The following is a 24,847-nucleotide window of genomic DNA, read 5'->3' as shown; positions in this document are numbered from 1 at the left end:
CAGGAGCCACCATGGCATTCGTCGCTGGGGTCGACTCGTCGACCCAGAGCTGCAAGGTCGTCATTCGTGACGCGGCCACCGGCGCACTCGTGCGCGAGGGCCGCGCATCCCACCCCGATGGCACGTCGGTCGACCCCGACGCGTGGTGGGGCGCTCTGCTGACGGCCATAGCGGATGCCGGTGGGCTCGACGGCGTCGAGGCGATCTCGGTCGCGGGGCAGCAGCACGGCATGGTGGTGCTGGATTCGGACGGGCGGGTGATTCGCGACGCCCTGCTGTGGAACGACACGCGCAGCGCCCAGGCCGCGAGCGACCTGATCGACGAGGTGGGCCGCGACGAGTACGCGAGGCGCACGGGCACGGTGCCCGTGGCATCCTTCACCGCCACCAAACTGCGCTGGCTGCGCGACGCGGAGCCGGAGAACGCGGCGCGGGTCGCGGCCGTCGCGCTGCCGCACGACTGGCTGACGTGGCGGCTGCGCGGGTTCGGGCCCGAGGGCGAGAGTCCGCTCGGCCCGCAGCTCGGCGAGCTGGTGACCGATCGGTCGGATGCGAGCGGCACCTCATATTGGAACCCCGCAGACGACGGTTACGACCGCGAGCTGTTCGTTCGCGCGCTCGGCCACGACGCGATCCTGCCGCGCGTGCTCGGCCCCGGCGAGCGTGCGGGCGTGACGCCGGATGGCATCGTCGTGGGCCCGGGCGCGGGCGACAACGCGGGTGCGGCCCTCGGCCTCGGCGCGGCGCCGGGCGACGTGATCGTCTCGATCGGCACGAGCGGCACGGTCTTCGCGGTGACGGACGAGGCCGCTCACGACCCCAGCGGCACCGTCGCCGGGTTCGCGGATGCCTCGGGCGCCTTCCTTCCGCTGGTGGCGACCCTGAACGCCGCGCGTGTGCTCGGCTCGGTCGCCGCCGTGCTCGGCGTGGACCACGACGGGCTCGCTTCCCTCGCGCTCTCGGCAGAGGCCGGCGCGGGCGGTGTGGTTCTTGTGCCGTACTTCGAGGGCGAGCGCACGCCCAACCTGCCTGCCGCGACGGCGAGCTTTCACGGCCTGACGCTGGCGTCGAACACGCGCGCGAACATCGCGCGCGCCGCCATCGAAGGCATGCTGTGCGGCCTGGCCGCGGGTCTCGACGCCGTGCGCGGTGTGGGCGTGCGCGAGAAGCGACTGCTTCTCATCGGCGGTGCCGCCCAGAACCCGGCCGTCGCACAGATCGCGGCGCAGGTCTTCGACGCACCCGTGGTCGTGCCCGCGCCCGGCGAGTACGTTGCCGACGGCGCCGCGGTCCAGGCCGCGTGGGCGCTGAGCGGAACCCGGCCACGCTGGTCGGTGACGATCAGTGCGGAACCCGAGCCGGACCACCGTGCGATCATCCGCGAGCAGTACGCGCGCTACGCGTCGCTCGTCGAATAGCGCCGTTATCGCGCGTTCTTCGCTACTCGACCAGGGACGAGGCGAGCGACGTGCCGGCTTCGCGCAGCCAGCGCACGGGCTCGGCGAGGGCGGCCTCAAGGCCACCGGCGAGCTCGACGAGCGAGACGGCCGCCGCGAAGTCGTCGGTCGGCGCCTCGATGCCACCGGCGACGAGCATGGCGCGCGCGCCCGACGCCTTCGCGAGCGCGCTCGCATAGGCCGGCACCTTGCCTGCCGCTGACTGCGCGTCGAAGCGACCCTCGCCCGTGACGAGCACGTCGGCGCCTGCTGCGGCGGCGGGCAGGCCGAGGGCGTCGCCCACCGCGGCGGAACCGGGCGCCAGCCGTGCACCCCACGCGAGCAGGCCGAACCCGGTGCCGCCCGCCGCTCCGGCGCCCGGCGTCGCGGAGTCGGCGGGCATCAGGGCGGCAAGACGCGCGAGTCCGCTTTCGAGCAGGGCGAGCTCGGCGGCATCCGCGCCCTTCTGCGGCCCGAAGACCGCGGCCGCGCCGAGCGGACCGAGCAGCGGGTTCGTCACATCACTGAGAATCAGCGCCCCGGATGGCGGCAGCGGGCGCAGACCCGCGGTGTCGACGCGCGCCACGTCGTTCAGCGCGGCGCCCCCGAAAGCGAGCTGTCTGCCGTTCTCGTCGAGCAGTCGCGCCCCGAGCGCCGTAAGGGCACCGGCGCCGCCGTCGGTCGACGCGCTGCCGCCGAGTGCCAGAAGCAGCCGCGAGACACCGTGGTCGAGCGCGCTCGCGATGGCCTGGCCGAAACCGAACGTGTGCGCCGTCAGCGGGCGCAGCGGGTCGAGCAGCGTGATGCCGCTGGTGCACGCGAGCTCGACGACGCCCGTGCCCGCGGGTGCCTCCGGGCTCGGCGGCAGCAGCAGCCAGCTTGCCTCGACCGGGCGCTCGTCTGGCCCCTGCACAGTCACACGGATGCGGCGTGCCGCCGGCACGGCGACCTCGAACGCGTCGAGCGTGCCTTCGCCCCCGTCTGCCATTGGCATGAGCCGCACGTCGTCATGCGGTCGCGCTAGGCCCCAGCCCGCCGCGATGGCCTGTGCCACCTCGGTCGCCGTGGCCGATCCTTTGAAAGAGTCTGGGGCGATGAGGATGCGCACGTGCTCCATTCTTGCGGATGCGCCGCGCGGCGCCGAGCGTCTGCCGGCTGACGTGCGCCGCTCGGGGCCGAGAGTCCGCCGGCTCACACCCGCCGCGCGGGACCGAGAGCCTGCCCGCTCACACGCCGGCGCGCGTCGCGAGCCCCTTCACGTACGCGGCCTGCCCCACGTGCTGCAGGTCGTCGGCTACGGTGCTGATGAGCCGCACCCCGAGCGTGACCGGAGGGTTCCAGTTGGTGTCGACGACGCGCTCGAGGTCGGCGTCGGTCAGCGAACGCACGTATTCGACGGTCGAGCGCTGCACGTCGTCGAAGTAGCCGCGCAGCAGGTCGGCGTCGGCGGTGATCGCCGCGACATCCGCTGAACTCTGGCCGTAGCCCGACGCCGACGCGTCGAACGGAACCTCGAAACGGTCGTACCAGCCGTTCGAGCTCCAGCTCTCGTCTCGGCCGGCGAGCGGGGCCAGCTGCGCGTCCTGCACGCGGGCGATGTGCCACACCAGCCAGGCGATCGTATTCGCGTCGGGATCGGCCCGGTACGTAAGCACCTCGTCGCTCGCGCCATCGAGAACCGCGTGTACCCCGTGCTCGACGCGCCCGAACGCGTCGACGAGAAGGTCTGTGTGAGTCATCTCGCTCCTTTCGATTGCCGTCAGGCTAGTCCCGACAGGCGACACAGGGCCGGGAGCGCACTCGACGCCGGCGGCACTCCACGCCGACACCTCACACCGGGCGGGTCGACTCCCGCACCACGAGCTGCGGCACGACCGGGGGGCGCGGCGCCGGGTCATCCCCGCCGAGGATCGCGAGCAGGCTCGCCATGATCTCGCGGCCGAGCCCGGCGAAGTCCTGGCGCATGGTCGTCAACGGCGGTGCGAAGTGCGCGGCCTCCGGGATGTCGTCGAAGCCCACGATGCTCACGTCGTCTGGCACTCGAACGCCGCCCGCGGTCAGGCCGTGGATCACGCCGAGCGCCATCTGGTCGTTGCCCACGAACACCGCCGTGAAGTCTCTCGAGCGGCCGAGCTCGAGGCCGAACCGATAGCCGCTCGCGGGCGACCAGTCACCGAAGAGAGGTTCGCGCGCCACGAGACCGTGCTGGGAGAGGGCGTCGCGCCATCCGCGTACCCTCTCGGTCGCGTCGATCGAATGCGCAGGGCCGGCGATGTGCAGCACGGCGCGATGCCCAAGGCCGACGAGATGGTCGACGGCGGCCCGTGCCCCGCCGTAGTGGTCGATGGACACCGTGTGAGCGGCACGCGGAACCCCGGCCTCCACGGCCAGCAGCGGAACGCCCAGTTCCAGGTGATTGATGGCCTCAAGCGCCGTGCGGTGCGCCGCGACGAGCACGATCGCCTCGACGTTCTGCCGCAGCAGAAGCTCGGCCGCGGCCGTTACCGATTCCGGGTCGGATTCGAGCATGCTCGCCATGCTCACCGCGTAGCGCTCTGCCCGCGCCGCCTCGTTGAAGCCGAGCACGGTGCTCGACGGCCCGAAGTCCGGCGCGCCGGTCATGATCAGCCCGATGGTGCGCGAACGACGGGTGACGAGCGCCCGTGCCGCAGTCGACGGGCGATAGCGCAGCTGACGGATGGCGTTCTCGACGCGCTGCTTGGTCGACGGCCGCACATTCGGCAGGTCGTTGAGCACGCGCGACACCGTCTGGTGCGAGACCCCCGCGAGCCGCGCGACATCGAAGATGGTCGCCGCCCGGGCCTTCTGCTCGTCTGTGCTCACGAATTCCGCCGTGTTCTCCCGCCGCAGCACGCTGATGCACCCGCTGGCCGTCGCGTCTTCAATTATGCCGTCGCTTCCACGCGCACCCGCTCGCGTCTCGGGGCATTGGGCGCCTCGCGCTCATCGGCGCCGCGCGATGAAGAGCCGCTGCAGCACCACGAAGATCAGCAGGAGTGCGCCGATGACGATCTTGGTCCACCAGGAACTGAGCGTGCCCTCGAAGCTGATGATCGTCTGGATCAGCCCGAGCACGAGAACGCCGAGCACCGACCCGAGCACGTACCCGGAGCCGCCCGTGAGAATCGTGCCACCGATCACGACCGCGGCGATGGCGTCCAGCTCCATTCCCACCGCCGTCAGGCTGTAGCCCGAGAGCGTGTAGAAGGTGAAGAGCACGCCGCCGAGCGCCGCGCAGAACCCGCTGATCACGTACACCAGGATCTTCGTGCGCGTCACCGGCAGACCCATGAGCATGGCGGACTGGCCGCCGTTGCCGATGGCGTACACGGTGCGGCCCATCCGCGTGTAATGCAGCACGACGAAGGCCACGATCACCGCAAGCACCGCGATGATCACGCTCGGGGTGATCTGCATGCCGCCGCCCACCGGGATTCGCGTCTGCGCCATGGCCACGAAGAACGGGTCGCTGATGGAGATGGCGTCGAGGCTGATCACATAGCAGAGCCCGCGCGCGAAGAACATGGCCGCCAGCGTGGCGATGAACGGTTGAATGTCGAAGTAGTGGATGACGAGGCCCACCAGCAGGCCCAGGGTCGACCCGGCCAGCAGCACGATCGCGATCACGACGAGCGGCGGCCACCCCGCCCGCAGCAGCGACGCGGCGATCATGGTCGACAGTGCCACGACCGAGCCGATCGAGAGGTCGATGCCGCCCGTGACTATCACGAAGGTCGTGCCGACGGCGAGCACGATGAGGAACGCGTTGTCGACGAACAGGTTGAGCACGACCTGGCCGGACGCGAAGCCGCGGTACCTGGCCGAACCCGCGATGAACATGGCGATCAGCAGCCCGAGCGTCACGAGAACCGACACGTAGCGTGAGCCGGGTATCAACCTGCGTAGCGCGCGGAAGCGCTCATCCGCCCGGGAGACAGGAGAGGCGGCCTGAGAGCTCATGATGCGGCTCCTTCGTTCGTGAGGGATGCGGGCGAGACCGCGGGCGCGCCCGCGGCATCCGTGCCCTGTTTCTGAAGCGCTCGCCGCCGTCTGGCGTTGCGCACCCTGGCCTGCATGGCCGGCGACTGCAGCAGGCACACCGCGATGACGACAAGCGCCTTGAATACGAGCGTGATCTCGGGCGCGATGCCCACCGTGTACACCGTGGTGGTGAGCGTCTGAATCACGAATGCGCCGATGAGCGTGCCGATGAGCGAGTAGCGACCGCCAGCGAGCGAGGTGCCGCCGAGCACGACGGCGAGAATGGCGTCAAGCTCGATCCACAACCCCGCGTTGTTGGCGTCAGCGGCGGTCACGTTCGACGAGATCATGAGACCGGCGACTCCAGCGCAGAAGGCGCTGAAGATGTAGACGGTCCAGAGGATGCTGCGCGAGCGCACACCGGCCAGCCGGCTCGCCTCGGGGTTGATGCCGACAGACTCGATGAGGATGCCGAGCGCCGTCTTGCGCGTGAGCAGGGCGGTGAGGGCGAACATGACGCCGGCGATGAGGATGGAGGCCGGCATCGTGAGCCAGTAGCCGCCGCCGATCACCTTGTAGGGCGCGCTCGAGACGGTGATGATCTGGCCCTCGGTGATGAGCATGGCGAGACCACGGCCGGCGGTCATGAGAATGAGTGTTGCGATGATCGGCTGAATGCCGAGCACGGAGACGAGCAGGCCGTTCCAGAGCCCGAGCACGATCGCCAGCACGAGGGCGGCGCCGACCGCGATGAGCACAGTGCCGACACTGCCGGGCGTCGGCGACGCGGCGATCATCGAACACGCCAGCGCGCCGCAGATGGCCACGATGGCGCCGACCGAGAGGTCGATGCCTCGCGTGGCGATGACCAGGGTCATGCCGAGGGCGACGAGCAGCGTGGGGGCGCCGTTGCGCAGAATGTCGATCACGCTGCCGAACAGGTGGCCGTCCTGCAGCCGGATGGCGAAGAAGTCGTGCTCGACGATCACGTTGAGCGCGAGCAGTGCGGCGAGCGTGACGACGGGCCAGAAGAGCCGGTGCCTGACGATGTTCCTCATTCCTCTGCCCCACTCGCGATCAGGGTCATGACCTGGCCGACGCTCACGTCGTCGTTCGCAATGTCTGCGATCTTCTCCCGATCCCGCATGACAGCGATGCGATGGCTGAGCCGCAGCACCTCTTCGAGTTCAGCCGAGATGAAGATGACACTCATGCCGTTGTCGGCGAGCTCGGCCACCAGCTTCTGGATCTCGGCCTTCGCACCCACGTCGATGCCGCGCGTCGGCTCATCGAGAATGAGCAGGCGCGGAGCCACGGCCAGCCACCGCGCGAGCAGCACCTTCTGCTGGTTGCCACCACTCAGGTTTCGAATCAGCGCGTCCGGGTCGGGCGGCCGAATATTGAGCGCCTGAATGTAGCTGGCGGCCAGCTCATCCTGCCTCTTCTTCGGGATGCGCCTGAACCAGCCGCGGTCCGCCTGCAGCGCGAGCACGATGTTGTCGCGCACCGTAAGATCTTCGACGATCCCCTCGGAACGGCGGTTCTCAGAGGAGTACGTGATGCGTTTGCGCAGTGCGGCCCGCGGGGTGCGCAACCGGGCGGCGACGCCGTCGATGCTCAGCTCGCCGCTGTCGGCGTGGTCGACGCCGGAAAGCAGCCTCGCCAGCTCGGTGCGCCCGGAACCGAGCAGCCCCGCGAGGCCGACCACCTCACCCTCGTAGACGTCAAGGTCGAATGGCGCGATGCTGCCCCGGCTCCCGAGGCCGATCGCCTGAATGAGAGGCTTGCTCTCGCCGTCGCCGTCGCCCGCGCTGGCGCTGGCGCTGGCGCTGGCGTGCGTCTTATGGTCGAGGCCCTCGAGCACCGCCACCTCTTTCCCGATCATCTTGTGCACGAGCTCGATGCGCAGAATCTCGTCGGTCAGGTATTCCCCCACGAACCGGCCGTTGCGCAGAACCGTGAGGCGATCCGAGATCTCGTAGACCTGCTCGAGAAAGTGCGAGACGAACAGAATCGCCACCCCGCGCTGCTTGAGCCCGCGGATCACGCGGAACAGCTCGGCAACCTCGTCGGCATCCAGACTCGACGTCGGCTCATCGAGAATGAGCACCTTGGCCTGCACGTCAATGGCGCGCGCGATGGCGACAAGCTGCTGAACCGCGAGCGAGTGCTCGCCGAGCAGTGACGCGGGGTCGATGTCGAGATTGAGGCCCGAGAGCAGGTCGGATGCGCGCGCCCTCATCGCCTTCCAGTCGATGACGCCGCGCTTGCGCGGCTCACGCCCGAGCAGAATGTTCTCGGCGACCGTGAGGTTCGACAGCAGATTGACCTCTTGGTAGACGGTGCTGATGCCCGCCTCCTGCGCCTGGGCCGGGCCGTTCACCGACAGCGGCCGGCCATCGAGCACGATGCTGCCTGTGTCGACCTCGTATACTCCGGTGAGCGCCTTGATGAGGGTCGACTTGCCGGCGCCGTTCTCGCCCATGAGCGAATGCACCTCACCGGCGAACATGCGAAAATCGACGCCGTCGAGCGCCTTCACCCCCGGGAATGCGATCGAGATTCCCCTCATCTGAACGACGGGCGCCGGCTCGCTCATGTTCTGTACCTGCCTTCTCTTCGTTGAGTTGCGTCAGCATGAATCGGATGCGGTGACCGGCCGCCGGCCCGAAGGCCGCCGGCCGGTCACCGGTCCTGGGCTCGCGTGCCGGCCATCCGCTTGATGGCTGTGCGGCGCGCGACCCCTGTTCAGTACTTGCGGCTGGGGAGGGCTTCCTTCGCCTGTGCGGATGTGAAGGTCGTCTCGTCGGTGACGATGCGCTTGGGAACATCCTCACCCTTGTTGATCTTCTTCACGATCTCGATGAGCTGCTTGCCCATGAGGGGGTTGCACTCAACGATGAAGTTGATCTTGCCATCTGCGGCGGCCTGCATGCCGTCGTGCGTGGCGTCTGCGGTGATGATCTTGATGTCCTTGCCCGGAACCTTGCCCGCGGCCTCGATGGCCTCGATCGCGCCGAGACCCATGTCATCGTTCTGGGCCCACAGCAGCTTGACGTCGGGGTGCGCCTTGAGCAGCGCCTCCATGACCTGCTTGCCGCCCGAGCGCGTGAAGTCGCCCGTCTGGCTCGCCACGATCTTCAGGTTCGGGTTGGCGGCGATCGCGTCGGCGAATCCCTTGGTACGGTCGATCGCCGGCGCGGAACCGGTCGTGCCCTCGAGCTGGATGATCGGCACGGTGCCGCTCGCATCCTTGAACTCGTTGAGAGCCCACTCGCCGGCCTTCTTGCCCTCGGTCACGAAGTCGCTGCCGAGGAAGGTCTCGTAGAGCGAGGTGTCTTTCGAGTCCACTGCGCGGTCGGTGAGAACGACGGGAATGCCCGCGTTCTTCGCCTCCTTGAGCACGGTGTCCCAGCCGGATTCGACAACGGGCGAGAAGGCAATGACGTCGACCTTCTGCTGAATGTAGGAGCGGATCGCCTTGATCTGGTTCTCCTGCTTCTGCTGCGCGTCGGAGAACTTGAGGGTGATGCCCGCCTCCTTGAACGAGCTCTGGATGTCTTTGGTGTTTGCCGTGCGCCAGCCGCTCTCCGCACCGACCTGGGCGAAGCCGACCACGAGGTCCTTCGTATCTTTCGGACCGTCGGCGCTTGCGCCGCCGGATGCGGTGCAGCCCGCGAGGGCGAAGAGCAGGGCGCCTGCCGCCGCCATTCCGAGAATCTTCTTCATCGACCAAACCTCCTTGTTCAGCTGGGGCGGCACGGGTGAATTCGCCCGCCCCGGGGAGCGGTGCATCCGCTCTCTCGTTCCCAGAATGTTAGCGCTCACATTTCTCGAGCCACAATGGTCAATCATCACATTCTGGTAACGGAGGCAGAGACGCTTCGCTCTTGCACGAGGGCCGTCCCGAGTTGCACCGGCTTCGAAATGTGAGCGCTAACGGCAGCAATGGTCGCGATGAATCATGTCGCGGGTGCCGCGAGCGGAAGCCGCGCGAACGAAAACGACGGTCATTCTGTCAATTCGGGCCCCAGAGAGCACGGATCGAGCCGAAACGTGCAGAATCACCGTCGTTTTCGTTCGCGGGCGGCGGGCGTCGTGGAGCGGCGGCAACGCGGAATCGCGGCAGTGCGCCGCTCGCACAGCTGCGGGACCACTTGCTCGTCACTGGCGCGTGGCCACCCGCTCGTCACAGCTGCGTGGCCACCCGCTCGTCACTGGCGCGTGGCCACCCGCTCGTCACAGGTGCGGGGCCACCTGCGCGCCGAAGCGGCGCACTGTCAGGGCTGCGATCTCGGCGGCGGCCGCATCCCAGATCTGCTGGTTGAAGATCTCCACCTCGACGTCGCCGGTGTAGCCGGCATCCGTCACTGCTCGCGTGAGCGGGCCGAAGTCGATGTGGCCGTCGCCCATCATGCCGCGGCCGAGCAGGGAGTCGGCGGGCAGCGGCGTGATCCAGTCGCAGACCTGGTAGCTCGCGATGCGGCCGCCATTGCCCGCGCGCGCAACCTGCTCGAGCAGCTGTGGATCCCACCACACGTGATAGGTGTCGACGACGACCCCGACGGATGCCGCGTCGAACTGCTCGGCGATGTCGAGCGCCTCCCCGAGCGTCGAGATCACGGCGCGGTCGGCCGCGAAGATCGGGTGCAGAGCCTCGATGGCGAGCGTCACACCGGCGGCGGCTGCGGAGGGTGCCAGCTCGCCGATCGCGTCGGCCACGCGCTGCCGGGCGCCGACCAGGTCGCGATCGCCGGCGGGAAGCCCCCCGGCCACGAGCACGAGCACGGCCGCCGAGCCCGCGGCGCCGGCAGCGGCGAGGGCAGCCGTCTCGTCGATCGCGCGCCGGTTGTCATCGATGCTGGCGCGCCGCTCTGCGCCCGCCGCCATCGTGAAGAACCCGCCGCGACACAGGCTCGAGACCCGCAGCCCCGAGTCGGTGACCATGCGCGCGGCCTCGGCGAGGCCGACCTCGGCGACGGGCTCGCGCCACAGGCCGATCGCGCCGATGCCCGCCTCCGCAGTGACGCGCAGCGCCTCGGCCAGGGGCGCGTACTTGATCGTCGCCTGGTTCAGCGAGAGGCGGGGGTGGGCGCTCATGAGAGGACTCCGTTCGGGAGGGGCCGGCGACGGGAGGCGGCACGCGCATCCGCTCTCATGCGCCGACCCCGTTTTGGGCGAGCATGCCGTGCCAGCGGGCGGCGGCGAGTTCGGGGCGCTCGAGCGCTCCCGACTCGTTGGCGAGCCGCACGATCGCGGAGAGATGCGGCAGGCTGCGCGCGGCATGCAGCCCGCCGACCATGGTGAACGACGGCTGATGCCCGTTCAGCCACGCCAGGAACGCCACGCCGGTCTTGTAGTAGAACGTCGGTGCCGCGAAGACCTGCCGAGACAACGCCTCGGTCGGGCCGAGAATGCTGCGGTACCGACTCGCGTCGCCCTCATCGAGCGCCTGGATCGCCGCCGAGGCGTTCGGTGCGATCGCCGCGAAGGCCCCGAGCAGCGCGTTGGAGTAGGTGTGCGAAGGGGCAGGGGTGCCCTCGATGAGAGCGACGTAGTTGAAGTCGTCCCCGGTGTACATGGGCGCCGTCTCGGGCAGACGCGAGCGCAGCGAGACTTCCGCGTCGGCGTCGAGCAGGCTCATCTTCACGCCGCTGACATGGGCCGCGTTGGCCTCGATGATACGAACGAGAACGTCGGATGCCGCATCCGCTCGCCGTGACCCGAAATACCCGTCGAGCACCGGGTCGAACGCGGCGCCGAGCCAGTGCAGAATGACGGGCGCGCCCGCCCGCGCGAGCACCGCGGCGTACACGCGCTCGTAGTCGGCTGCGGACTGGGCGGCCCTGGCCAAGTGCCGTGAGGCCATGAGCACGACCCCTGCGCCGGCATCCTCGGCGAAGTGCAGCTGCGAGACGTACGCATCGATCACGGAGTCGAGGGCGATCACCTCATCGTCGACGTGGTCGGTGTTGACGCCGACAACGAGGCGGCCGCTCACCTGCCGGGCGTCGGCGGCGCTGCGGGTGATGAGTTCGCGGGTCGCCGCGGCGTCGAGCCCCATGTTGCGCTGCGCCGTGTCCATGGCGTCGGCGACGCCGAGCCCCCACGAGTAGAGGTGGCGCCGGAACGCGAGCGTGGAATCCCAGTCGATCTCGGCCGGCGCGCCAGGAGTATTGTCGCCCCACGCCGTCGGAATCACGTGGGCGGCGGCGTAGGCGATGCGGGAGGCGAGCGGCCGGGTGGGTCGCGTGAAGGTCGGGGCGGGGCCGAGCGGCACGGTCCTGGTGGTGCCGTCCGGCTCGAGCAGCGTCAGGTCACTCATGCCGCGCCCTCAGTCCACGCTCACGACGGGCAGGTCGACGCGGCGCCCGGTGCGTGAACTCTCGAGGCCTCGCTCGGCGAGTTGCACGCCGCGCGCACCGGCGAGGAAGTCATACGGATGCGGCGCATCCTCAAGCACGTGGCGCAGAAACTCGACCCACTGCAGCTTGAAACCATTCTCGACGGGGTCGTTCTGCGGCACCTCCACCCACCCGGCGGCGTAGTCACGCGGGTCGGGGACGTCGGGGTTCCAGGTGGGCTTGGGCGTCACCTGGCGCGGCTGCACCTTGCACCCGAAGAGGCCGACCACGGCGCTGCCCTGGGTGCCATCCACCTGGAACTCGACCAGCTCGTCGCGGTTGACGCGCGTGGTCCAGCTGGAGTTGAGCTGCGCCGTGATGCCGCCGGCGAGGTCGAAGACGGCGTAGGCCGCGTCGTCGGCCGTGGCCCGATACGGCTCGCCCTGCTCGTCGACGCGTTCGGGGATCTCGGTGACGGCCCTCGCGTACACCGATTCGACGCGGCCGAAGAGGTTTTCGAGCACGTAGTTCCAGTGCGGGAACATGTCGACGACGATGCCGCCGCCGTCCTCGGCGCGATAGTTCCAGCTGGGTCGCTGGGCTTCCTGCCAGTCGCCCTCGAACACCCAGTAGCCGAACTCGCCACGTACCGAGAGAATGCGGCCGAAGAACCCCGAGTCGATCAGGCGGCGCAGCTTCAGCAGGCCGGGCAGGTAGAGCTTGTCGTGCACGACCCCGTTTTTCACGCCGGCCGCCCTGGCGAGGCGGGCGAGTTCGAGTGCCTGCTCGAACGTCTCGGCTGTGGGCTTCTCGGTGTAAATGGCCTTGCCTGCCGCAATGGCCTTGGTGATGGCGGGCACCCGAGCCTTGGTGACGAGGAAGTCGGCGTAGATCTGCCAGCGGTCGTCGGCCAGCGCCGCATCGAGGTCTGTGGTGTAGTGCTCAAGACCGTGCCGCTCGGCGAGCTCACGCAGCCGCGCCTCGCTGCGCCCCACGAGCAGCGGCTCGACCTGCACGCGCGAGCCGTCGGAGAGCAGCACGCCGCCCTCCTCGCGAATGGCGAGGATCGAACGCACGAGGTGCTGTCGGTAACCCATGCGCCCGGAGACGCCGTTCATGATGATGCCGATGGTCTTCTCTGACACGCGGGCTCTCTTTCGTGGCCGGTTATTCTCGCGCGTTACCCTGATGCTTTCGTCCCGTTGGGAAAGCGCTTACCGACACCGTAGCGTATCGTGGGGCCACCGCACCAGACCGTCCAAGGAGCAGCATGACGCGAGCACTTATCGTCTCGGGCAGCGGTCGCTATGCCGACCCGTGGCATCCATTCGCCCAGACCTCGGCCTGCGTCGCCCAGATTCTGCGGGACGCAGGGTTCGAGGTTGCCATCGATGACGACACGGATGCGGCGCTCGCGCGCCTCGCACCCGCCTCGCCTGCTCAGCCCGACCTCCTCGTGGTCAACGTGGGCAACCCGCAGCAGCCGAGCGACGCGGATGCTGCGACCCGGGCCGGTCTCGTCGCCCACCTGGGGCGTGGCGGGGGTCTGCTGGCCCTGCACGTGGCGGCTACTAGCTTCCCCGCCATCGACGAGTGGGAGTCGATTCTCGGCGGCATCTGGGTTCGCGGCACGACGATGCACCCCGACTATTCGCGCTCGCGCATCCGCGTCTTCGGCAACCGCCACCCGATCGTTGCCGGGCTCAGCGATTTCGAGGTCGATGACGAGCGCTACAGCGACCTGCGTGTCGACCCCGCCATGGTGCCACTCGCGACCCACGAGTACGAGGGGCGCGAGCATCCGCTGCTCTGGGCGCACGAGTACGGCGAGGCGCGCGTGGTGTACGACGCGCTCGGACACGACGCCGCGTCGTACGACGCAGCCGAGCACCGCGCGATCGTGGCGAACGCCGCGCGCTGGGCGGCCGCGACCTCAGCGACCGGGCGTGCTCTCGCGCACGATGACGCGGCCGACGATCGGCCCGGCATCGCCTGTCTCGCCGAGCGCGACCTCGAGAGCGCGCTCCCCGAGCTCGACGAGCGGCAGTGCCACCGTGGTAAGTGAGGGCGCGAGATCCTGCAGAATCGGGATGTCGTCGAACCCCGCAACGCCCACGTCGATGCCGGGCCGCAGCCCGTGCTCCCTGATCGCGGCCATGGCTCCGACGGCCATCACGTCGGCCACGGCGAAGACGCATTCGGGCGCGGGGCCGGCGGCGAGCATCCGCGTCATGGCGTCGTAGCCGCCGTCGCGGGTGAACGGCCCGTGCACAATGCGCCCGGCACCCGGCGCGCAATCGGGGGCCGACAGGGCGCCCACGAATCCGGCCGAGCGGTCGACGGGTGTGAGCAGGCTGGCGGGCCCGGCGAGAATGCCGAAGTCGCGGTAACCGGCCGAGAGCAGCGCCTGGGCGAGGGCACGCGCGCCTGCGCGATGGTCTACCTCGACGCCCGCGAACCGCTGCGTGGACCCGTCGTCGAAGGCAACGGCCGTGCCGATGAAGGCGACGGTGCCGCCGAGCGCCTCCACGGCATGCAGCTCGGCGAGCACAGGGTCGTCTTCGGCGAGGTCGGTGCGGCGGCTGCCGGCCATGATGACTGCCTGGGGCCGCTGGCCGCGCACGGCAGCGACCGCCGCCAGCTCTGCCTCAGCGCCGTCGCCGGTCATCGCGATCGTGACCGTGAGGCCGCGGCCGGCAGCGGCCCGCGAAACGCCGGAGGCGATCGACGCGAAATAGGGGTCGGCGATGTCCCCGACCACGAGCGCGACCGTGCGGCCCGTGCCGCGCGCGACCGCCTGCGCCTGCACGTTCGCCGTGTAGCTGAGCACGGCCGCGGAGGCCAGCACGCGCTCCCGCATGCGCGGGTTGACGGTGCGGGTGCTCCCGTTGACGACGCGAGACGCGGTCGCGAGCGACACGCCCGCATGACGGGCCACGTCGGTGAGCGTCGCGGCCCTGCCGAGCGGATGCGCGGCAGCTGCCGCCGCCGCGTTCGCTGCCGAATCCCCGGCGCTCCCGCCCGCACCCGCGCCACGCCCGCCCGCATCCTCGGCGCGCCCGCCCGCACCCGCGCCCATCGCCCCGCCGTTCGCCACGTGAGCAGACTATCTGCCGCCGCGAACCCTCTCGACGCAAACGAGTCGGGCCACTTCGCGAGTTTGCCATGTAGAAACCCACGATCTGCCCCGACCCCGTCACAGCGCTCGCCCGGCACAGCCGCACCAAACACGTGGGTCGGGCCATATTGCGGGCTGTCTTCGAAAAGACCCGCAATATGGCCCGACCCGGTGAAGCGAGGACGGCAGCCGCCCGAGGACGGCAGCCACCCGAAGACGGCAGCCACCCGAAGACGGCAGCCGCCCGCAGGCGGCTGCCGCATCCGCTTACCGCCTACTTGCCGCCCGAGCGGCGCTTGTTGTACACGTCGAACGCGACGGCGGCGAGGAGCACCAGCCCCTTGATGAGCTGCTGGTACTCGGTTCCGACACCCATGATCGACATGCCGTTGTTCAGGATTCCGATGATGAGACCACCGATGATGGCCCCGGTCACCGTTCCGATGCCGCCGGTGATGGCCGCGCCACCGACGAAGACCGCGGCGATCGCGTCGAGCTCGAAGCCGTCACCGGCCTTCGGGTTGGCGAGGTTCAGCTGCGCCGTGAAGACGAGGCCGGCGAGCGCCGACAGCACACCCATGTTGATGAACAGCAGGAACGTGACGCGCTTCGTCTTGACGCCCGAGAGCGCGGCCGCGTTCAGGTTGCCGCCGATCGCGTAGATGTGGCGTCCCCACACGGTGCGCGCCATGACCGCCGAGTACACGACCGCCAGCACTCCGAGCACGACGAGCACGATCGGGGTTCCGCGGTAGCCGGCCAGCAGGTAGGCAATGAGCAGCACGAGAACGACAGTGAAGGCCAGCTTGAGCAGGAACCACACGACGGGCTCATCCTCGAGGTCGTACTTGCGCTTCGCGACGCGCTGACGCACGCCCTGGAAGACAAGCAGCACCGCGGCCACCAGGCCGAGGATCATGGTGAGCGGTTCGAGGAACGAGGTTCCGCCGCCGAGGTCGGGCAGGAACCCGCTGCCGAGCGCGCGGAACTCGTCGGGGAACGGCGAGATCTGCTTGTTCTGCAGGGCGATCTGCGTGAGACCACGGAAGATCAGCATGCCCGCCAGCGTCACGATGAACGCCGGTATGCCGAAGTAGGCGATCCAGAACCCCTGGAACATGCCCACCAGAACGCCGAGAGCGAGGCAGAGGATGATCGCCACCCACCAGGGCAGGTTCCACTGGGTGATCATGACGCCGGACATGGCGCCGACGAAGGCCACCACGCTGCCGACCGAGAGGTCGATGTGGCCCGCGATGATCACCATCACCATGCCGATGGCGAGGATCAGAATGTAGCTGTTCTGAATCACCAGGTTCGACACGTTGATGGGCTTCAGCGTGATGCCGTCCGTCGCCACCTCGAAGAAGATGACGATGACAATCAGCGCGATGAACAGGCCGATCTGGCGCAGCTGCCCCGTGAGGTACTTGAGCGCAGTGCCGATGGCTCCGCCGCGCTGGTTCGGTGTCGGCGGCACGCCGCCTTCGGTGCCGCGCGACGCATCGCTGGTGCGCGCCGTGGTCAGGTCACTCATGTGTGATCCCTCTCCCTTTCCTGGGTCATGTGCTGCATGAGATATTCCGCGGTCGCCTGCTCGCGCGGGACGTCGGCGGTGATCCGACCCTCCGAGAGCGCGTAGATGCGGTCGCAGATGCCGAGCAGTTCTGGCAGCTCCGACGAGATGACGATGATGCCCTTGCCCTCGTCTGCGAGCTTGTTGATGATTCCGTAGATTTCGTACTTGGCGCCCACGTCGATGCCGCGGGTGGGCTCGTCGAGAATGAGCACGTCAGGGTTGGCGTACATCCACTTCGAGAGCACGACCTTCTGCTGATTGCCGCCCGAGAGCTTTCCCGTGATGGCAGCAACCGACGGCGCCTTGATGTTCATGGATTTGCGGTAGCCCTCGGCCACCACGTATTCCTCGTTGCCGTCGACCCAGCCGCCCTTGGTGAGCTTCTGCAGCGATGCGCCCGAGATGTTGCGCTTGATGTCCTCGATCAGGTTGAGCCCGTATCGCTTGCGGTCCTCAGTGGCATAGGCGATGCCGTTGTCGATGGCCGCGGCGACCGTGTTCGTCTTGATCTCCTCGCCGCGCTTGTACACGCGGCCCGTGATGTTGTGCCCGTAACTGTGCCCGAAGATGCTCATGGCCAGCTCGGTGCGACCCGCGCCCATGAGGCCCGCGATGCCCACGATCTCGCCGGCCCGCACCATGATGTTCGCGTCCTTGACGACCTGGCGCTCGCGGTCGAGCGGGTGGTACACCGACCAGTCCTCGACGCGCAGCAGCTCGTCGCCGATGTGCGGCGTGTGGTCCGGGTAGCGGTGCTCGAGGTCACGGCCGACCATGCCCTTGATGATGCGGTCTTCCGTGATCTCGTCGGCCACCATGTCGAGAGTCTCGATGGCCTTGCCGTCACGAATGATCGTGACGTCGTCGGCGATCGCCTTGATCTCGTTGAGCTTGTGGCTGATGATGATCGACGTGATCCCCTGCTCCTGCAGGTGCTTGATCAGGTCGAGCAGGTGGGCCGAGTCGTCGTCGTTGAGCGCCGCGGTCGGCTCATCGAGAATGAGCAGCTTGACCTCTTTCGAGAGCGCCTTGGCGATCTCGACGAGCTGCTGCTTGCCCACGCCGATATCCATGATCTTCGTGATCGGGTTGTCACGAAGCCCCACGCGTGCCAGCAGCTTGCCCGCCTCGAGGTTGGTCTTGTTCCAGTCGATCCAGCCGCCCGACTGCTGCTCGTTGCCGAGAAAGATGTTCTCGGCGATAGAGAGGTACGGGCTGAGCGCGAGCTCCTGGTGGATGATGACGATTCCGGCGGCCTCCGAGTCGTTGATCGACTTGAATTCCATCTCCTCGCCCTCGAAGACGATCTGCCCCTCGTACGTGCCCGCGGGGTAGACGCCGCTGAGAACCTTCATGAGCGTGGATTTGCCCGCGCCGTTCTCGCCGCAGATGGCGTGCACATGGCCGCGCTTGACCTCGATCGAGACATCCTGCAGCGCCTTCACGCCGGGGAACGTCTTCGTGATGCCGCGCATCTCGAGAATGTTTGATGTCACCGTGTCTTCTTCCGGTAGCGGTATGACAATCGGATGGCGGTGGCGACGGGTGACCCCGCCGCCACCGCTGAAGGCCTGCCTACTTCAGGTCGGCCTCGGTGTAGTAACCGGAGTCGATCAGGACCTCTTTGTAGTTGTCCTTGGTCACGACAGTCGGCTGGAACAGGTAGGTCGGGACGACCTTGACCTTGTTGTCGTAGCTCTTCGTGTCGTTGACCTCGGGCTTCTTGCCGTTGAGCAGATCGTCGGCCATCTTCACGGCCTCCTTGCCCAGCAGACGAGTGTCCTTGTAGATCGTCGAGTACTGCTGGCCGGCGATGATCGACTTGACCGAAGCCGCCTCGGCATCCTGACCCGTGATGACGGGCAGAGCGTCGGTCGGGTAGCCCGCCGCCGTGAGTGCCGAGATGATGCCGATGGAGAGGCCGTCATACGGCGACAGGATGCCCTGCACCTTGGTCGTGCCGTCCGAGTAGGTCGACGCGATGAGGTTCTCCATGCGCTTCTTCGCGGTGGCCGGGTCCCAGCGCAGGGTTGCGATCTGGGTGAAGCCGGTCTGGCCGCTCTTGACGACGAGCGTGCCGTCGTCGAAGTACGGCTTCAGCGTGTCCATCGCTCCGTTGTAGAAGAACGTGGCGTTGTTGTCATCCGGGCTGCCGGCGAAGAGCTCGACGTTGAAGGGACCCTTCTCGCCGGTCTTCTTGCCGTCGGCGTCAACGACCCCGAGGCCGGTCAGCAGGCTCGTGGCCTGGTCGACGCCCACCTGGTAGTTGTCGAACGTCGTGTAGTAGTCGACGTTCTTCGTGCCGTTGATGAGGCGGTCGTACGCGATGACCTTGATGCCGGCCTTGGCCGCATCCTCGAGCTGGTCGGTCAGCGCGGTACCGTCGATCGACGCGATGATCAGCACCTTGGCGCCCTTGGTGATCATGTTGCTGATCTGCTGCACCTGCTGAGGGATCTTGTCGTCACCGTACTCGAGGTCGACCTTGTAGCCGAGCTTCTCGAGGTCGGCCTTGACGGCGTCGCCGTCCTTGATCCAACGCTCCGAGGTCTTGGTGGGCATCGCGACGCCCACGAGGGCGCCCTTGTTGTCGCCCTGCTTGTTGTCGTCGCTGCCCGTGCCGCCGCGACCGCCGGAGCAGGCCGCGAGCGAGAGCGCGAGACCCGCGGCAGCGATGCCGAGAAGAACCTTGCGTGTCTTCACTGTGTTTCCTTCCGTAGTGCAAAGTGGACGTCGTTGTCGTACTGGTAGTGGTTCCGGCCGCGTCCATGTCGACCGGGACCTCGTGTTTTCAGAAGCCCTGAGCCAGGCGCCAGTAGGCCTGGTTCCAGTGCACCTCCTTCGCGAAGCCGCGAAGTGTTGTGTCGCCGTCGATCGTGAGCAGCTCGGTGCGTGCGATCTCGGCGAAGTCTTCGAACACCTCGATGCCGACCTGGGTCGACATGACGGTGTGGTGGGCGCCGCCGGCGTTCAGCCAGCAGGCGGCGGAGGTGGAGAAGTCCGGGGCCGGCTTCCACACGGCGCGGCCGACCGGAAGCTTGGGCAGCGGGGCACTGGGCTCGACGACCTCGACCACGTTGGCCACGAGGCGGAACCGCTCGCGCATGTCGCTCAGGGCGACGACGATGCCACTGCCGGCATCCGCTGTGAAGACCAGACGTACCGGATCCTCGCGGCCGCCGATGCCCAGCGGGTGGACCTCGAGGCTCGGGCGGCTCGTGGTGAGGCTCGGGCAGACCTCGAGCATGTGCGCGCCGAGAATGCGCTCGTCACCCGGCGTGAGGTCGTACGTGTAATCCTCCATGAGGGATGCCCCGCCCGGCAGGCCCGCACCCATGACCTTGGCGGCACGCACCAGCACGGCCGTCTTCCAGTCGCCTTCGGCGCCGAAGCCGTAGCCGTCGGCCATGAGCCGCTGAACCGCGAGACCGGGCAGCTGCTTGAGCGCGCCCAGGTCTTCGAAGCTCGTGGTGAAGGCCCCGAAGTCGCCCGCCTCGAGGAACGAGCGCAGGCCCAGCTCGATGGCCGCGCCGTCGCGCAGGCTCGCGTGCCGGTCGCCGCCGCGGCGCAGCTCGGGCGCCACGTCGTAAAGGTCCTCGTACTCGGCGACGAGCGCGTCGATATCGGCAGCGGATGCGGCCTCAACCGCCTCGGCGAGCTCGTTCACGCCCCAGGTGTTCACCTGCACTCCGAACCGCAGTTCGGCCTCGGTCTTGTCGCCTTCGGTGACCGCCACGTAGCGCATGTTGTCGCCGAAGCGAGCGAGCTTCAGCTCGTGCGTGGCGGCCCAGCCGGCCGCCGCGCGCATCCAGGTGCCGATTCGTGCGGTGACCGCGGGGTTGGTCGCGTGGCCGACGACGGTCTTGCGCGCGACGCCGAGCCGAGACTGGATGTAGCCGAACTCGCGGTCGCCGTGCGCGGCCTGGTTGAGGTTCATGAAGTCGAAGTCGATGTCGGCCCAGGGCAGCTCGACGTTGGCCTGCGTGTGCAGGTGCAGCAGCGGCTTGCGCAGGGCGTCGAGGCCGGCGATCCACATCTTGGCGGGGCTGAACGTGTGCATCCAGGCGATGAGGCCGATGACGTCGTCGCGGCTGTTCGCCTCGAGCGCGGCACGGCGGATCGACGCGGAGTCGGTCAGCACGCTCTTCCACACGATCTTCACCGGGATGCCGGCTGCCGCGTCGAGCGTGCGCGCGATCTCGCGCGACTGCTCGGCGACCTGGCGCAGCGTCTCCTCGCCGTAGAGGCCCTGGCTGCCCGTGAGGAACCAGACCTCGTACTGCTCGAGGGAGGTGGTGAGGGTGGTCATGCGTTGAGTTCCTCTCCGTCACTGTCGATGGTCGAGTAGCGCAGCGTATCGAGACCCGACAGCGTGCCTTTCGGCGCTTGCCCATACACGTTCTGATAGCGGTCGAAGAGCCGATCGATCGCCTCGGCGGGGATCGGCACGAGATCGCCGGCCTGCCGCGCGATGTGCACGGTGCGGGCGACATCCTCGACCATGACCGCGGCCTTGACGGCGTCGCGGGCATCCTTGCCGATCGTGAAGGGGCCGTGATTCTGCATGAGCACCGCCCGGCTGCGGTGGCCCTGCAGCGTCTCGACGATGCCGCGGCCGATGGAGTCGTCGCCGATGATCGCGAACGGGCCGATGGGAATTTCGCCGCCGAACTCGTCGGCCATCGCGGTGAGCACGCAGGGCACCGGCTCGGCACGGGCAGCCCAGGCCGTCGCGTAGGTGGAGTGCGTGTGCACGACGCCGCCGACCTCGGGCATGTTGCGGTACACGTATGCGTGGGCCGCGGTGTCGCTCGAGGGTGAACGTTCACAACCGGGCGTCGCGGGCACGACGTCGCCATCGAGCGTGCAGAGGATCATGTTCTCGGGCGCGAGCTCGTCGTAGTCCACGCCGCTCGGCTTGATCACGAAGAGATCGGCCCCGGGCACGCGGCCGGAGACGTTGCCACCGGTCCAGACGACGAGCCCGTTGCGGGTGAGCTCGCCGTGCAGGCGAGCGACATCCGCTCGCACTCTGGCGATGGCGACCTCGACCTCGGGTTCGAATGTGCTCATGCCTGCGCCCCCAGTGCTGCCTCGGCAGCGCCGACGATCGCATCCCGCCGGATGGCCCGCAGCCGGTGCATCACATCGTTGCCGCCGCGCCCGAAGTAGTCGTGCAGCGCGGTGTACTCGGCGTAGAGCCGGTCGTAGGCGGCGGCGTTCGTCGGGTTCGGCGTGAAGACGTTGCGGTTGACCTTGCCCATGGCATCGCCTGCGACGCGAACGTCGGGGTACGCGCCGGCGGCCACGGCCGCGTGGATGGCCGACCCGAGCGCGGGGCCCTGATCGCTGGCGATGGTCGTGATGGGCATGCGCAGCACATCGGAGTACACCTGCATGAGGAACGTGTTCTTCACGAGGCCGCCCGCGGCGATGAATTCGGTGACGGGCACGCCTGCGTTGGTGAACGCCTCGACGATGGTGCGGGTGCCGAACGCGGTGGCCTCGAGCAGGGCGCGGTAGATCTCTTCGGTGCGCGTGGTCAGCGTCTCGCCGACGACAACGCCCGAGAGTTCGTGGTCGACGAGCACCGAGCGGTTGCCGGAATGCCAGTCGAGCGCAATGAGCCCGTGGGCGCCGACCGGCTGGTCCTTGATGAGCTCCGTCAGGTACTGGTGCACACTGAGGCTGGCCTCCTCGGCCGCCTCGGCGTAGCGCGCGGGCACCTGGTTCTTGACGTACCAGGCGAAGATGTCGCCAACGCCGGACTGCCCGGCCTCGTACCCGTAGAGCCCGGCCACGATGCCGCCGTCGACCACACCGCACATGCCGGGAACGTCGGCAAGCGTGTCGCTTGTCATGACGTGGCAGGTCGAGGTGCCCATGATCGCGACCATCTGGCCGGGCTGCACCGCCTGCGCGGCGGGTGCGGTCACGTGCGCGTCGACGTTGCCGACGGCCACCGCGATGCCCTCGGGAAGACCGGTCCAGGCCGCCGCCTCAGCGGTCAGCGTGCCAGCGGATGCCGCAAGCTGGCCGATCTCGTGTGCCACCTTCGTCTCGGCGAAGCCCGCGAACTCGGGGTTCAGCGCGGCGAGGAAGTCGCGGCTCGGGTAGACGCCATCCTGATAGATGCCCTTGTAGCCTGCCGTGCAGGCGTTGCGGGTGTAGCGGCCGGTGAGCTGCCAGACGATCCAGTCGGCCGCCTCGACCCAGTGCTCCATGCGGTTGTAGAGCTCCGGATCCTCTTCAAGCAGCTGCAGGCCCTTGGCGAACTCCCACTCGCTTGAGATGAGGCCGCCGTAGCGGGGCAGCCAACTCTCGCCGCGCTCGGCCGCGAGAGCGTTGATGCGGTCGGCGTGGGGCTGGGCGGCGTGGTGCTTCCAGAGCTTGACGTAGGCGTGCGGGCGGTCGGCGTACTCGGGCAGCTCGTTGAGCGGGGTTCCGTCGGCGATGGTCGGAACCATGGTGCACGCGGTGAAGTCTGTGCCGATGCCGATGACCTGGGCGGGGTCGATGCCCGCGTCCTTCAGCGCCTCGGGCACGGCGTGCTTGAGCACGTCGACGTAGTCGGACGGCACCTGCAGGGCCCAGTCGGGCGGCAGCGGCGCGTCGGTCGCGGCGAGTGTGGTGTCCATCACCGCATGCGGGTATTCGTAGACGCCGGAGCCGAGCTCAGCGCCGTCGCGCACCCGCACCACGACGGCGCGGCCGGAGAGGGTTCCGTAGTCGACGCCGATCGTGTACTGCTCGGGCTGCTCGGCGTCGGTCGCAGGCTGCTCGGCGTCGGTCGCAGGCTGCTCGGCGTCGCGGGTCTCTGACCGCTCTGAACTCACTGCGACTCCCTTGTCTTGCTCGTCGTCTTGCCTGTGGCGCTTGTGCCGTGCTTGTGGTGCCTGTGCTGGTACTCGTGCTGCTGAGTGTGCTCGTGTGACGTCCAATGTGACCGTTCACATTTGCGACCTCATGTTACCGATACGGGCGCGCACACTGTCAAGTCGACTCTGTCTCGTTTCGGTAACGGCGCGTGCGCGCCCGCACCACGGCCTCGACTCCGCCATCCGGCGTCGACTCCGCCATCCGGCGTCGACTCCGCCACCACCAGCACCGAGTCGGGCCGGATCGCGAGTCCCAGGCCGGCAAACCCCACATATGCCCCGACGCACCCTCGTTCCCCGAGGCACCCTCGATCGACGCGCCCACCAGACTCAGAAGGAGGGAGGCGCGGTCGACCCGCGCACAACGAGCTCGGGGGTGAGCAGACCGCTCGCGGGCGCGACCCTGTCCCCGATACTGCTCAGCAGCAGCCCGATGCAGCGCCGCCCGAGCTCGGCGAAGTCCTGCCGCACGGTCGTCAGCGGCGGCCAGAAATGCCGCGCCTCGGGCACGTCGTCGAAGCCGACAACGCTGATGTCCCCCGGCACATCGATGCCGGCGTCCCGAAACGCATGCATAAGCCCGAGCGCCATCTGGTCGTTCGAGGAGAACACCGCCGTGAAGTCGCGGATTCGCACCAGCTCGCGCCCCGCCCGGTACCCGAAGTCGGCGGTCCAGTCCCCCAGGATCGGCGCGGTGGTCGGCACATCCTGCGCATTCAGCTCATCGAGGAACCCGCGCATCCTCGCCTCCGCCTCGATCCAGTCCTGCGGGCCCGCCAGGTGGTAGATGCTGCGGTGGCCGAGCTCGATCAGGTGCCTCGTCGCCAGCCGCGCTCCCGCGATCTGGTCGACCCACAGCGAATGATCGGCCAGCCGGCCCGTGGCCTGCATGGTCACGAACGGCACCGAGATCGACAGGTCGGCGATCGCGTCGAACACCCGCGTCTGCGGCGCGATCACGACAACGCCCTCGACGGCCTGCGACATGAGGTGCTCGAGCGCGGCCTCGATCGAGCCGCTGTCGGTGGCGGCCAGGTTCGAGACGGTCACGTAGTAACCGGCGTCACGCGCGGCATCCTCAATGGCATGGATGCTGCTCGCCGGCCCGTAGTACGAGCCCGACGCGGCCGCCAGAATGCCGATGGTGCGCGAATGGCTGGTCACGAGCGCCCGCGCCGCACGGTTGGGCCGGTACTGCAGTTCCTCCATGACCTCGAGAACGCGCTGCTTGGTCGACTCTCGGATGCTCGGGTGCTGGTTCAGCACCCGAGAGACCGTCTGGTGCGAAACCCCGGCGAGGCGCGCGACGTCGCGGATGCTGGGAGCCCGCGTCTTCTGCGTCTCGGTCGTCACCGAAGCCCCGTTCCACCTGCGTTGTGTGCGTTCACATGCCTGAATCACTCTCAATTATGCACGCAACGGCAGCATCCGCCTTCGCTGAATGTGACAGTCACATCGGGACGGAGTGCGCGCCGCATGTCCGGCTCTCC

At 68.4% G+C, this 24,847-nt stretch carries 19 protein-coding genes and 1 pseudogene; 2 read left to right on the top strand and 18 right to left on the bottom strand.

The features are described 5' to 3' along the window. Positions 1 to 11 precede the first annotated feature (11 nt). Entirely contained in the window at positions 12 to 1,418 is a 1,407-nt protein-coding gene (gene xylB / locus OSC27_RS00850) for a xylulokinase (protein WP_267179525.1), read from the top strand. A gap of 22 nt (positions 1,419 to 1,440) precedes the next feature. Here xylB and OSC27_RS00845 read toward each other — a convergent pair whose 3' ends face one another. The 10 genes from OSC27_RS00845 to OSC27_RS00800 form a co-directional block, all read right to left on the bottom strand. Further along, positions 1,441 to 2,553, bottom strand: coding sequence for a glycerate kinase (locus tag OSC27_RS00845; RefSeq protein ID WP_267179524.1), 1,113 nt, complete (start codon positions 2,551 to 2,553; stop codon positions 1,441 to 1,443). A 109-nt stretch (positions 2,554 to 2,662) separates the two neighbouring features. Further along, entirely contained in the window at positions 2,663 to 3,175 is a 513-nt protein-coding gene (locus tag OSC27_RS00840; RefSeq protein ID WP_267179523.1) for a mycothiol transferase, read from the bottom strand. A gap of 91 nt (positions 3,176 to 3,266) precedes the next feature. Continuing rightward, positions 3,267 to 4,280 carry a LacI family DNA-binding transcriptional regulator gene (locus OSC27_RS00835; protein ID WP_267179522.1) on the bottom strand — a complete coding sequence of 338 codons (1,014 nt, stop codon included), beginning with the start codon at positions 4,278 to 4,280 and terminating at the stop codon, positions 3,267 to 3,269. Between the two features lie 120 nt (positions 4,281 to 4,400). After that, entirely contained in the window at positions 4,401 to 5,417 is a 1,017-nt protein-coding gene (yjfF, locus tag OSC27_RS00830; protein WP_267179521.1) for a galactofuranose ABC transporter, permease protein YjfF, read from the bottom strand. Then, positions 5,414 to 6,496 carry an ABC transporter permease gene (locus tag OSC27_RS00825; RefSeq protein WP_267179520.1) on the bottom strand — a complete coding sequence of 361 codons (1,083 nt, stop codon included), beginning with the start codon at positions 6,494 to 6,496 and terminating at the stop codon, positions 5,414 to 5,416. Before OSC27_RS00825 ends, yjfF begins: the two co-directional genes overlap by 4 nt. Further along, positions 6,493 to 8,037: a sugar ABC transporter ATP-binding protein gene (locus tag OSC27_RS00820; protein WP_267179519.1), complete on the bottom strand. Its 1,545-nt coding sequence runs from the start codon at positions 8,035 to 8,037 to the stop codon at positions 6,493 to 6,495. The genes OSC27_RS00825 and OSC27_RS00820 overlap by 4 nt, the downstream gene beginning before the upstream one ends. Before the next feature lie 149 nt (positions 8,038 to 8,186). After that, complete coding sequence (locus OSC27_RS00815; RefSeq protein WP_267179518.1) at positions 8,187 to 9,167, bottom strand: ABC transporter substrate-binding protein; 981 nt, start codon at positions 9,165 to 9,167, stop codon at positions 8,187 to 8,189. A gap of 510 nt (positions 9,168 to 9,677) precedes the next feature. Next, a complete protein-coding gene (locus OSC27_RS00810; protein WP_267179517.1) occupies positions 9,678 to 10,538 on the bottom strand; it encodes a sugar phosphate isomerase/epimerase family protein in 861 nt (286 codons plus the stop codon). A gap of 55 nt (positions 10,539 to 10,593) precedes the next feature. Then, entirely contained in the window at positions 10,594 to 11,763 is a 1,170-nt protein-coding gene (locus OSC27_RS00805) for a DUF993 family protein (RefSeq protein WP_267179516.1), read from the bottom strand. A 9-nt stretch (positions 11,764 to 11,772) separates the two neighbouring features. After that, positions 11,773 to 12,900, bottom strand: coding sequence for a Gfo/Idh/MocA family protein (locus OSC27_RS00800; RefSeq protein WP_267180388.1), 1,128 nt, complete (start codon positions 12,898 to 12,900; stop codon positions 11,773 to 11,775). A gap of 152 nt (positions 12,901 to 13,052) precedes the next feature. Here OSC27_RS00800 and OSC27_RS00795 point away from each other — a divergent pair. Beyond that, positions 13,053 to 13,694: pseudogene (locus tag OSC27_RS00795) on the top strand (ThuA domain-containing protein); the annotation flags it as partial. Positions 13,695 to 13,715: 21 nt separating this feature from the next. On the opposite strand, the gene OSC27_RS00790 reads toward OSC27_RS00795, so the two are convergent. From OSC27_RS00790 to OSC27_RS00755, 8 genes are all read right to left on the bottom strand, one after another. Beyond that, positions 13,716 to 14,879 carry a LacI family DNA-binding transcriptional regulator gene (locus OSC27_RS00790; RefSeq protein WP_267179515.1) on the bottom strand — a complete coding sequence of 388 codons (1,164 nt, stop codon included), beginning with the start codon at positions 14,877 to 14,879 and terminating at the stop codon, positions 13,716 to 13,718. Between the two features lie 295 nt (positions 14,880 to 15,174). After that, entirely contained in the window at positions 15,175 to 16,437 is a 1,263-nt protein-coding gene (mmsB, locus tag OSC27_RS00785; RefSeq protein ID WP_267179514.1) for a multiple monosaccharide ABC transporter permease, read from the bottom strand. Then, complete coding sequence (gene mmsA / locus OSC27_RS00780) at positions 16,434 to 17,975, bottom strand: multiple monosaccharide ABC transporter ATP-binding protein (RefSeq protein ID WP_267179513.1); 1,542 nt, start codon at positions 17,973 to 17,975, stop codon at positions 16,434 to 16,436. The genes mmsB and mmsA overlap by 4 nt, the downstream gene beginning before the upstream one ends. Positions 17,976 to 18,054: 79 nt before the next feature. After that, positions 18,055 to 19,182 (bottom strand): multiple monosaccharide ABC transporter substrate-binding protein, encoded by a 1,128-nt coding sequence (gene chvE, locus OSC27_RS00775; protein ID WP_267179512.1) that lies wholly within the window; start codon positions 19,180 to 19,182, stop codon positions 18,055 to 18,057. Between the two features lie 88 nt (positions 19,183 to 19,270). Beyond that, entirely contained in the window at positions 19,271 to 20,788 is a 1,518-nt protein-coding gene (gene araA, locus OSC27_RS00770) for an L-arabinose isomerase (protein ID WP_267179511.1), read from the bottom strand. After that, positions 20,785 to 21,552 carry an L-ribulose-5-phosphate 4-epimerase gene (locus tag OSC27_RS00765; RefSeq protein WP_267179510.1) on the bottom strand — a complete coding sequence of 256 codons (768 nt, stop codon included), beginning with the start codon at positions 21,550 to 21,552 and terminating at the stop codon, positions 20,785 to 20,787. Before OSC27_RS00765 ends, araA begins: the two co-directional genes overlap by 4 nt. Further along, positions 21,549 to 23,219, bottom strand: coding sequence for a ribulokinase (araB, locus tag OSC27_RS00760; RefSeq protein ID WP_267180387.1), 1,671 nt, complete (start codon positions 23,217 to 23,219; stop codon positions 21,549 to 21,551). Before araB ends, OSC27_RS00765 begins: the two co-directional genes overlap by 4 nt. 468 nt (positions 23,220 to 23,687) lie before the next feature. Next, on the bottom strand, positions 23,688 to 24,710 hold the full coding sequence (locus OSC27_RS00755; protein ID WP_267179509.1) for a LacI family DNA-binding transcriptional regulator: 1,023 nt from the start codon (positions 24,708 to 24,710) through the stop codon (positions 23,688 to 23,690). Positions 24,711 to 24,847 lie beyond the last annotated feature (137 nt).

The sequence above is a fragment of the Microbacterium sp. STN6 genome (assembly GCF_026410545.1).
Taxonomy (GTDB): Bacteria; Actinomycetota; Actinomycetes; order Actinomycetales; family Microbacteriaceae; genus Root112D2.
The sequence above is the reverse complement of the archived record's forward strand: the minus strand, read 5'-3'. Positions and strand labels throughout refer to the sequence as shown.

What these genes read in the sequence shown, in the direction of transcription:
- xylB (WP_267179525.1), top strand. Translation starts at nt 12, where the DNA reads ATGGCATTCGTCGCTGGGGTCGACTCGTCGACCCAGAGCTGCAAGGTC.
- OSC27_RS00845 (WP_267179524.1), bottom strand. Translation starts at nt 2,553, where the DNA reads ATGGAGCACGTGCGCATCCTCATCGCCCCAGACTCTTTCAAAGGATCG.
- OSC27_RS00840 (WP_267179523.1), bottom strand. Translation starts at nt 3,175, where the DNA reads ATGACTCACACAGACCTTCTCGTCGACGCGTTCGGGCGCGTCGAGCAC.
- yjfF (WP_267179521.1), bottom strand. Translation starts at nt 5,417, where the DNA reads ATGAGCTCTCAGGCCGCCTCTCCTGTCTCCCGGGCGGATGAGCGCTTC.
- OSC27_RS00825 (WP_267179520.1), bottom strand. Translation starts at nt 6,496, where the DNA reads ATGAGGAACATCGTCAGGCACCGGCTCTTCTGGCCCGTCGTCACGCTC.
- OSC27_RS00820 (WP_267179519.1), bottom strand. Translation starts at nt 8,037, where the DNA reads ATGAGCGAGCCGGCGCCCGTCGTTCAGATGAGGGGAATCTCGATCGCA.
- OSC27_RS00815 (WP_267179518.1), bottom strand. Translation starts at nt 9,167, where the DNA reads ATGAAGAAGATTCTCGGAATGGCGGCGGCAGGCGCCCTGCTCTTCGCC.
- OSC27_RS00810 (WP_267179517.1), bottom strand. Translation starts at nt 10,538, where the DNA reads ATGAGCGCCCACCCCCGCCTCTCGCTGAACCAGGCGACGATCAAGTAC.
- OSC27_RS00805 (WP_267179516.1), bottom strand. Translation starts at nt 11,763, where the DNA reads ATGAGTGACCTGACGCTGCTCGAGCCGGACGGCACCACCAGGACCGTG.
- OSC27_RS00800 (WP_267180388.1), bottom strand. Translation starts at nt 12,900, where the DNA reads ATGAACGGCGTCTCCGGGCGCATGGGTTACCGACAGCACCTCGTGCGT.
- mmsB (WP_267179514.1), bottom strand. Translation starts at nt 16,437, where the DNA reads ATGAGTGACCTGACCACGGCGCGCACCAGCGATGCGTCGCGCGGCACC.
- araA (WP_267179511.1), bottom strand. Translation starts at nt 20,788, where the DNA reads ATGACCACCCTCACCACCTCCCTCGAGCAGTACGAGGTCTGGTTCCTC.
- OSC27_RS00765 (WP_267179510.1), bottom strand. Translation starts at nt 21,552, where the DNA reads ATGAGCACATTCGAACCCGAGGTCGAGGTCGCCATCGCCAGAGTGCGA.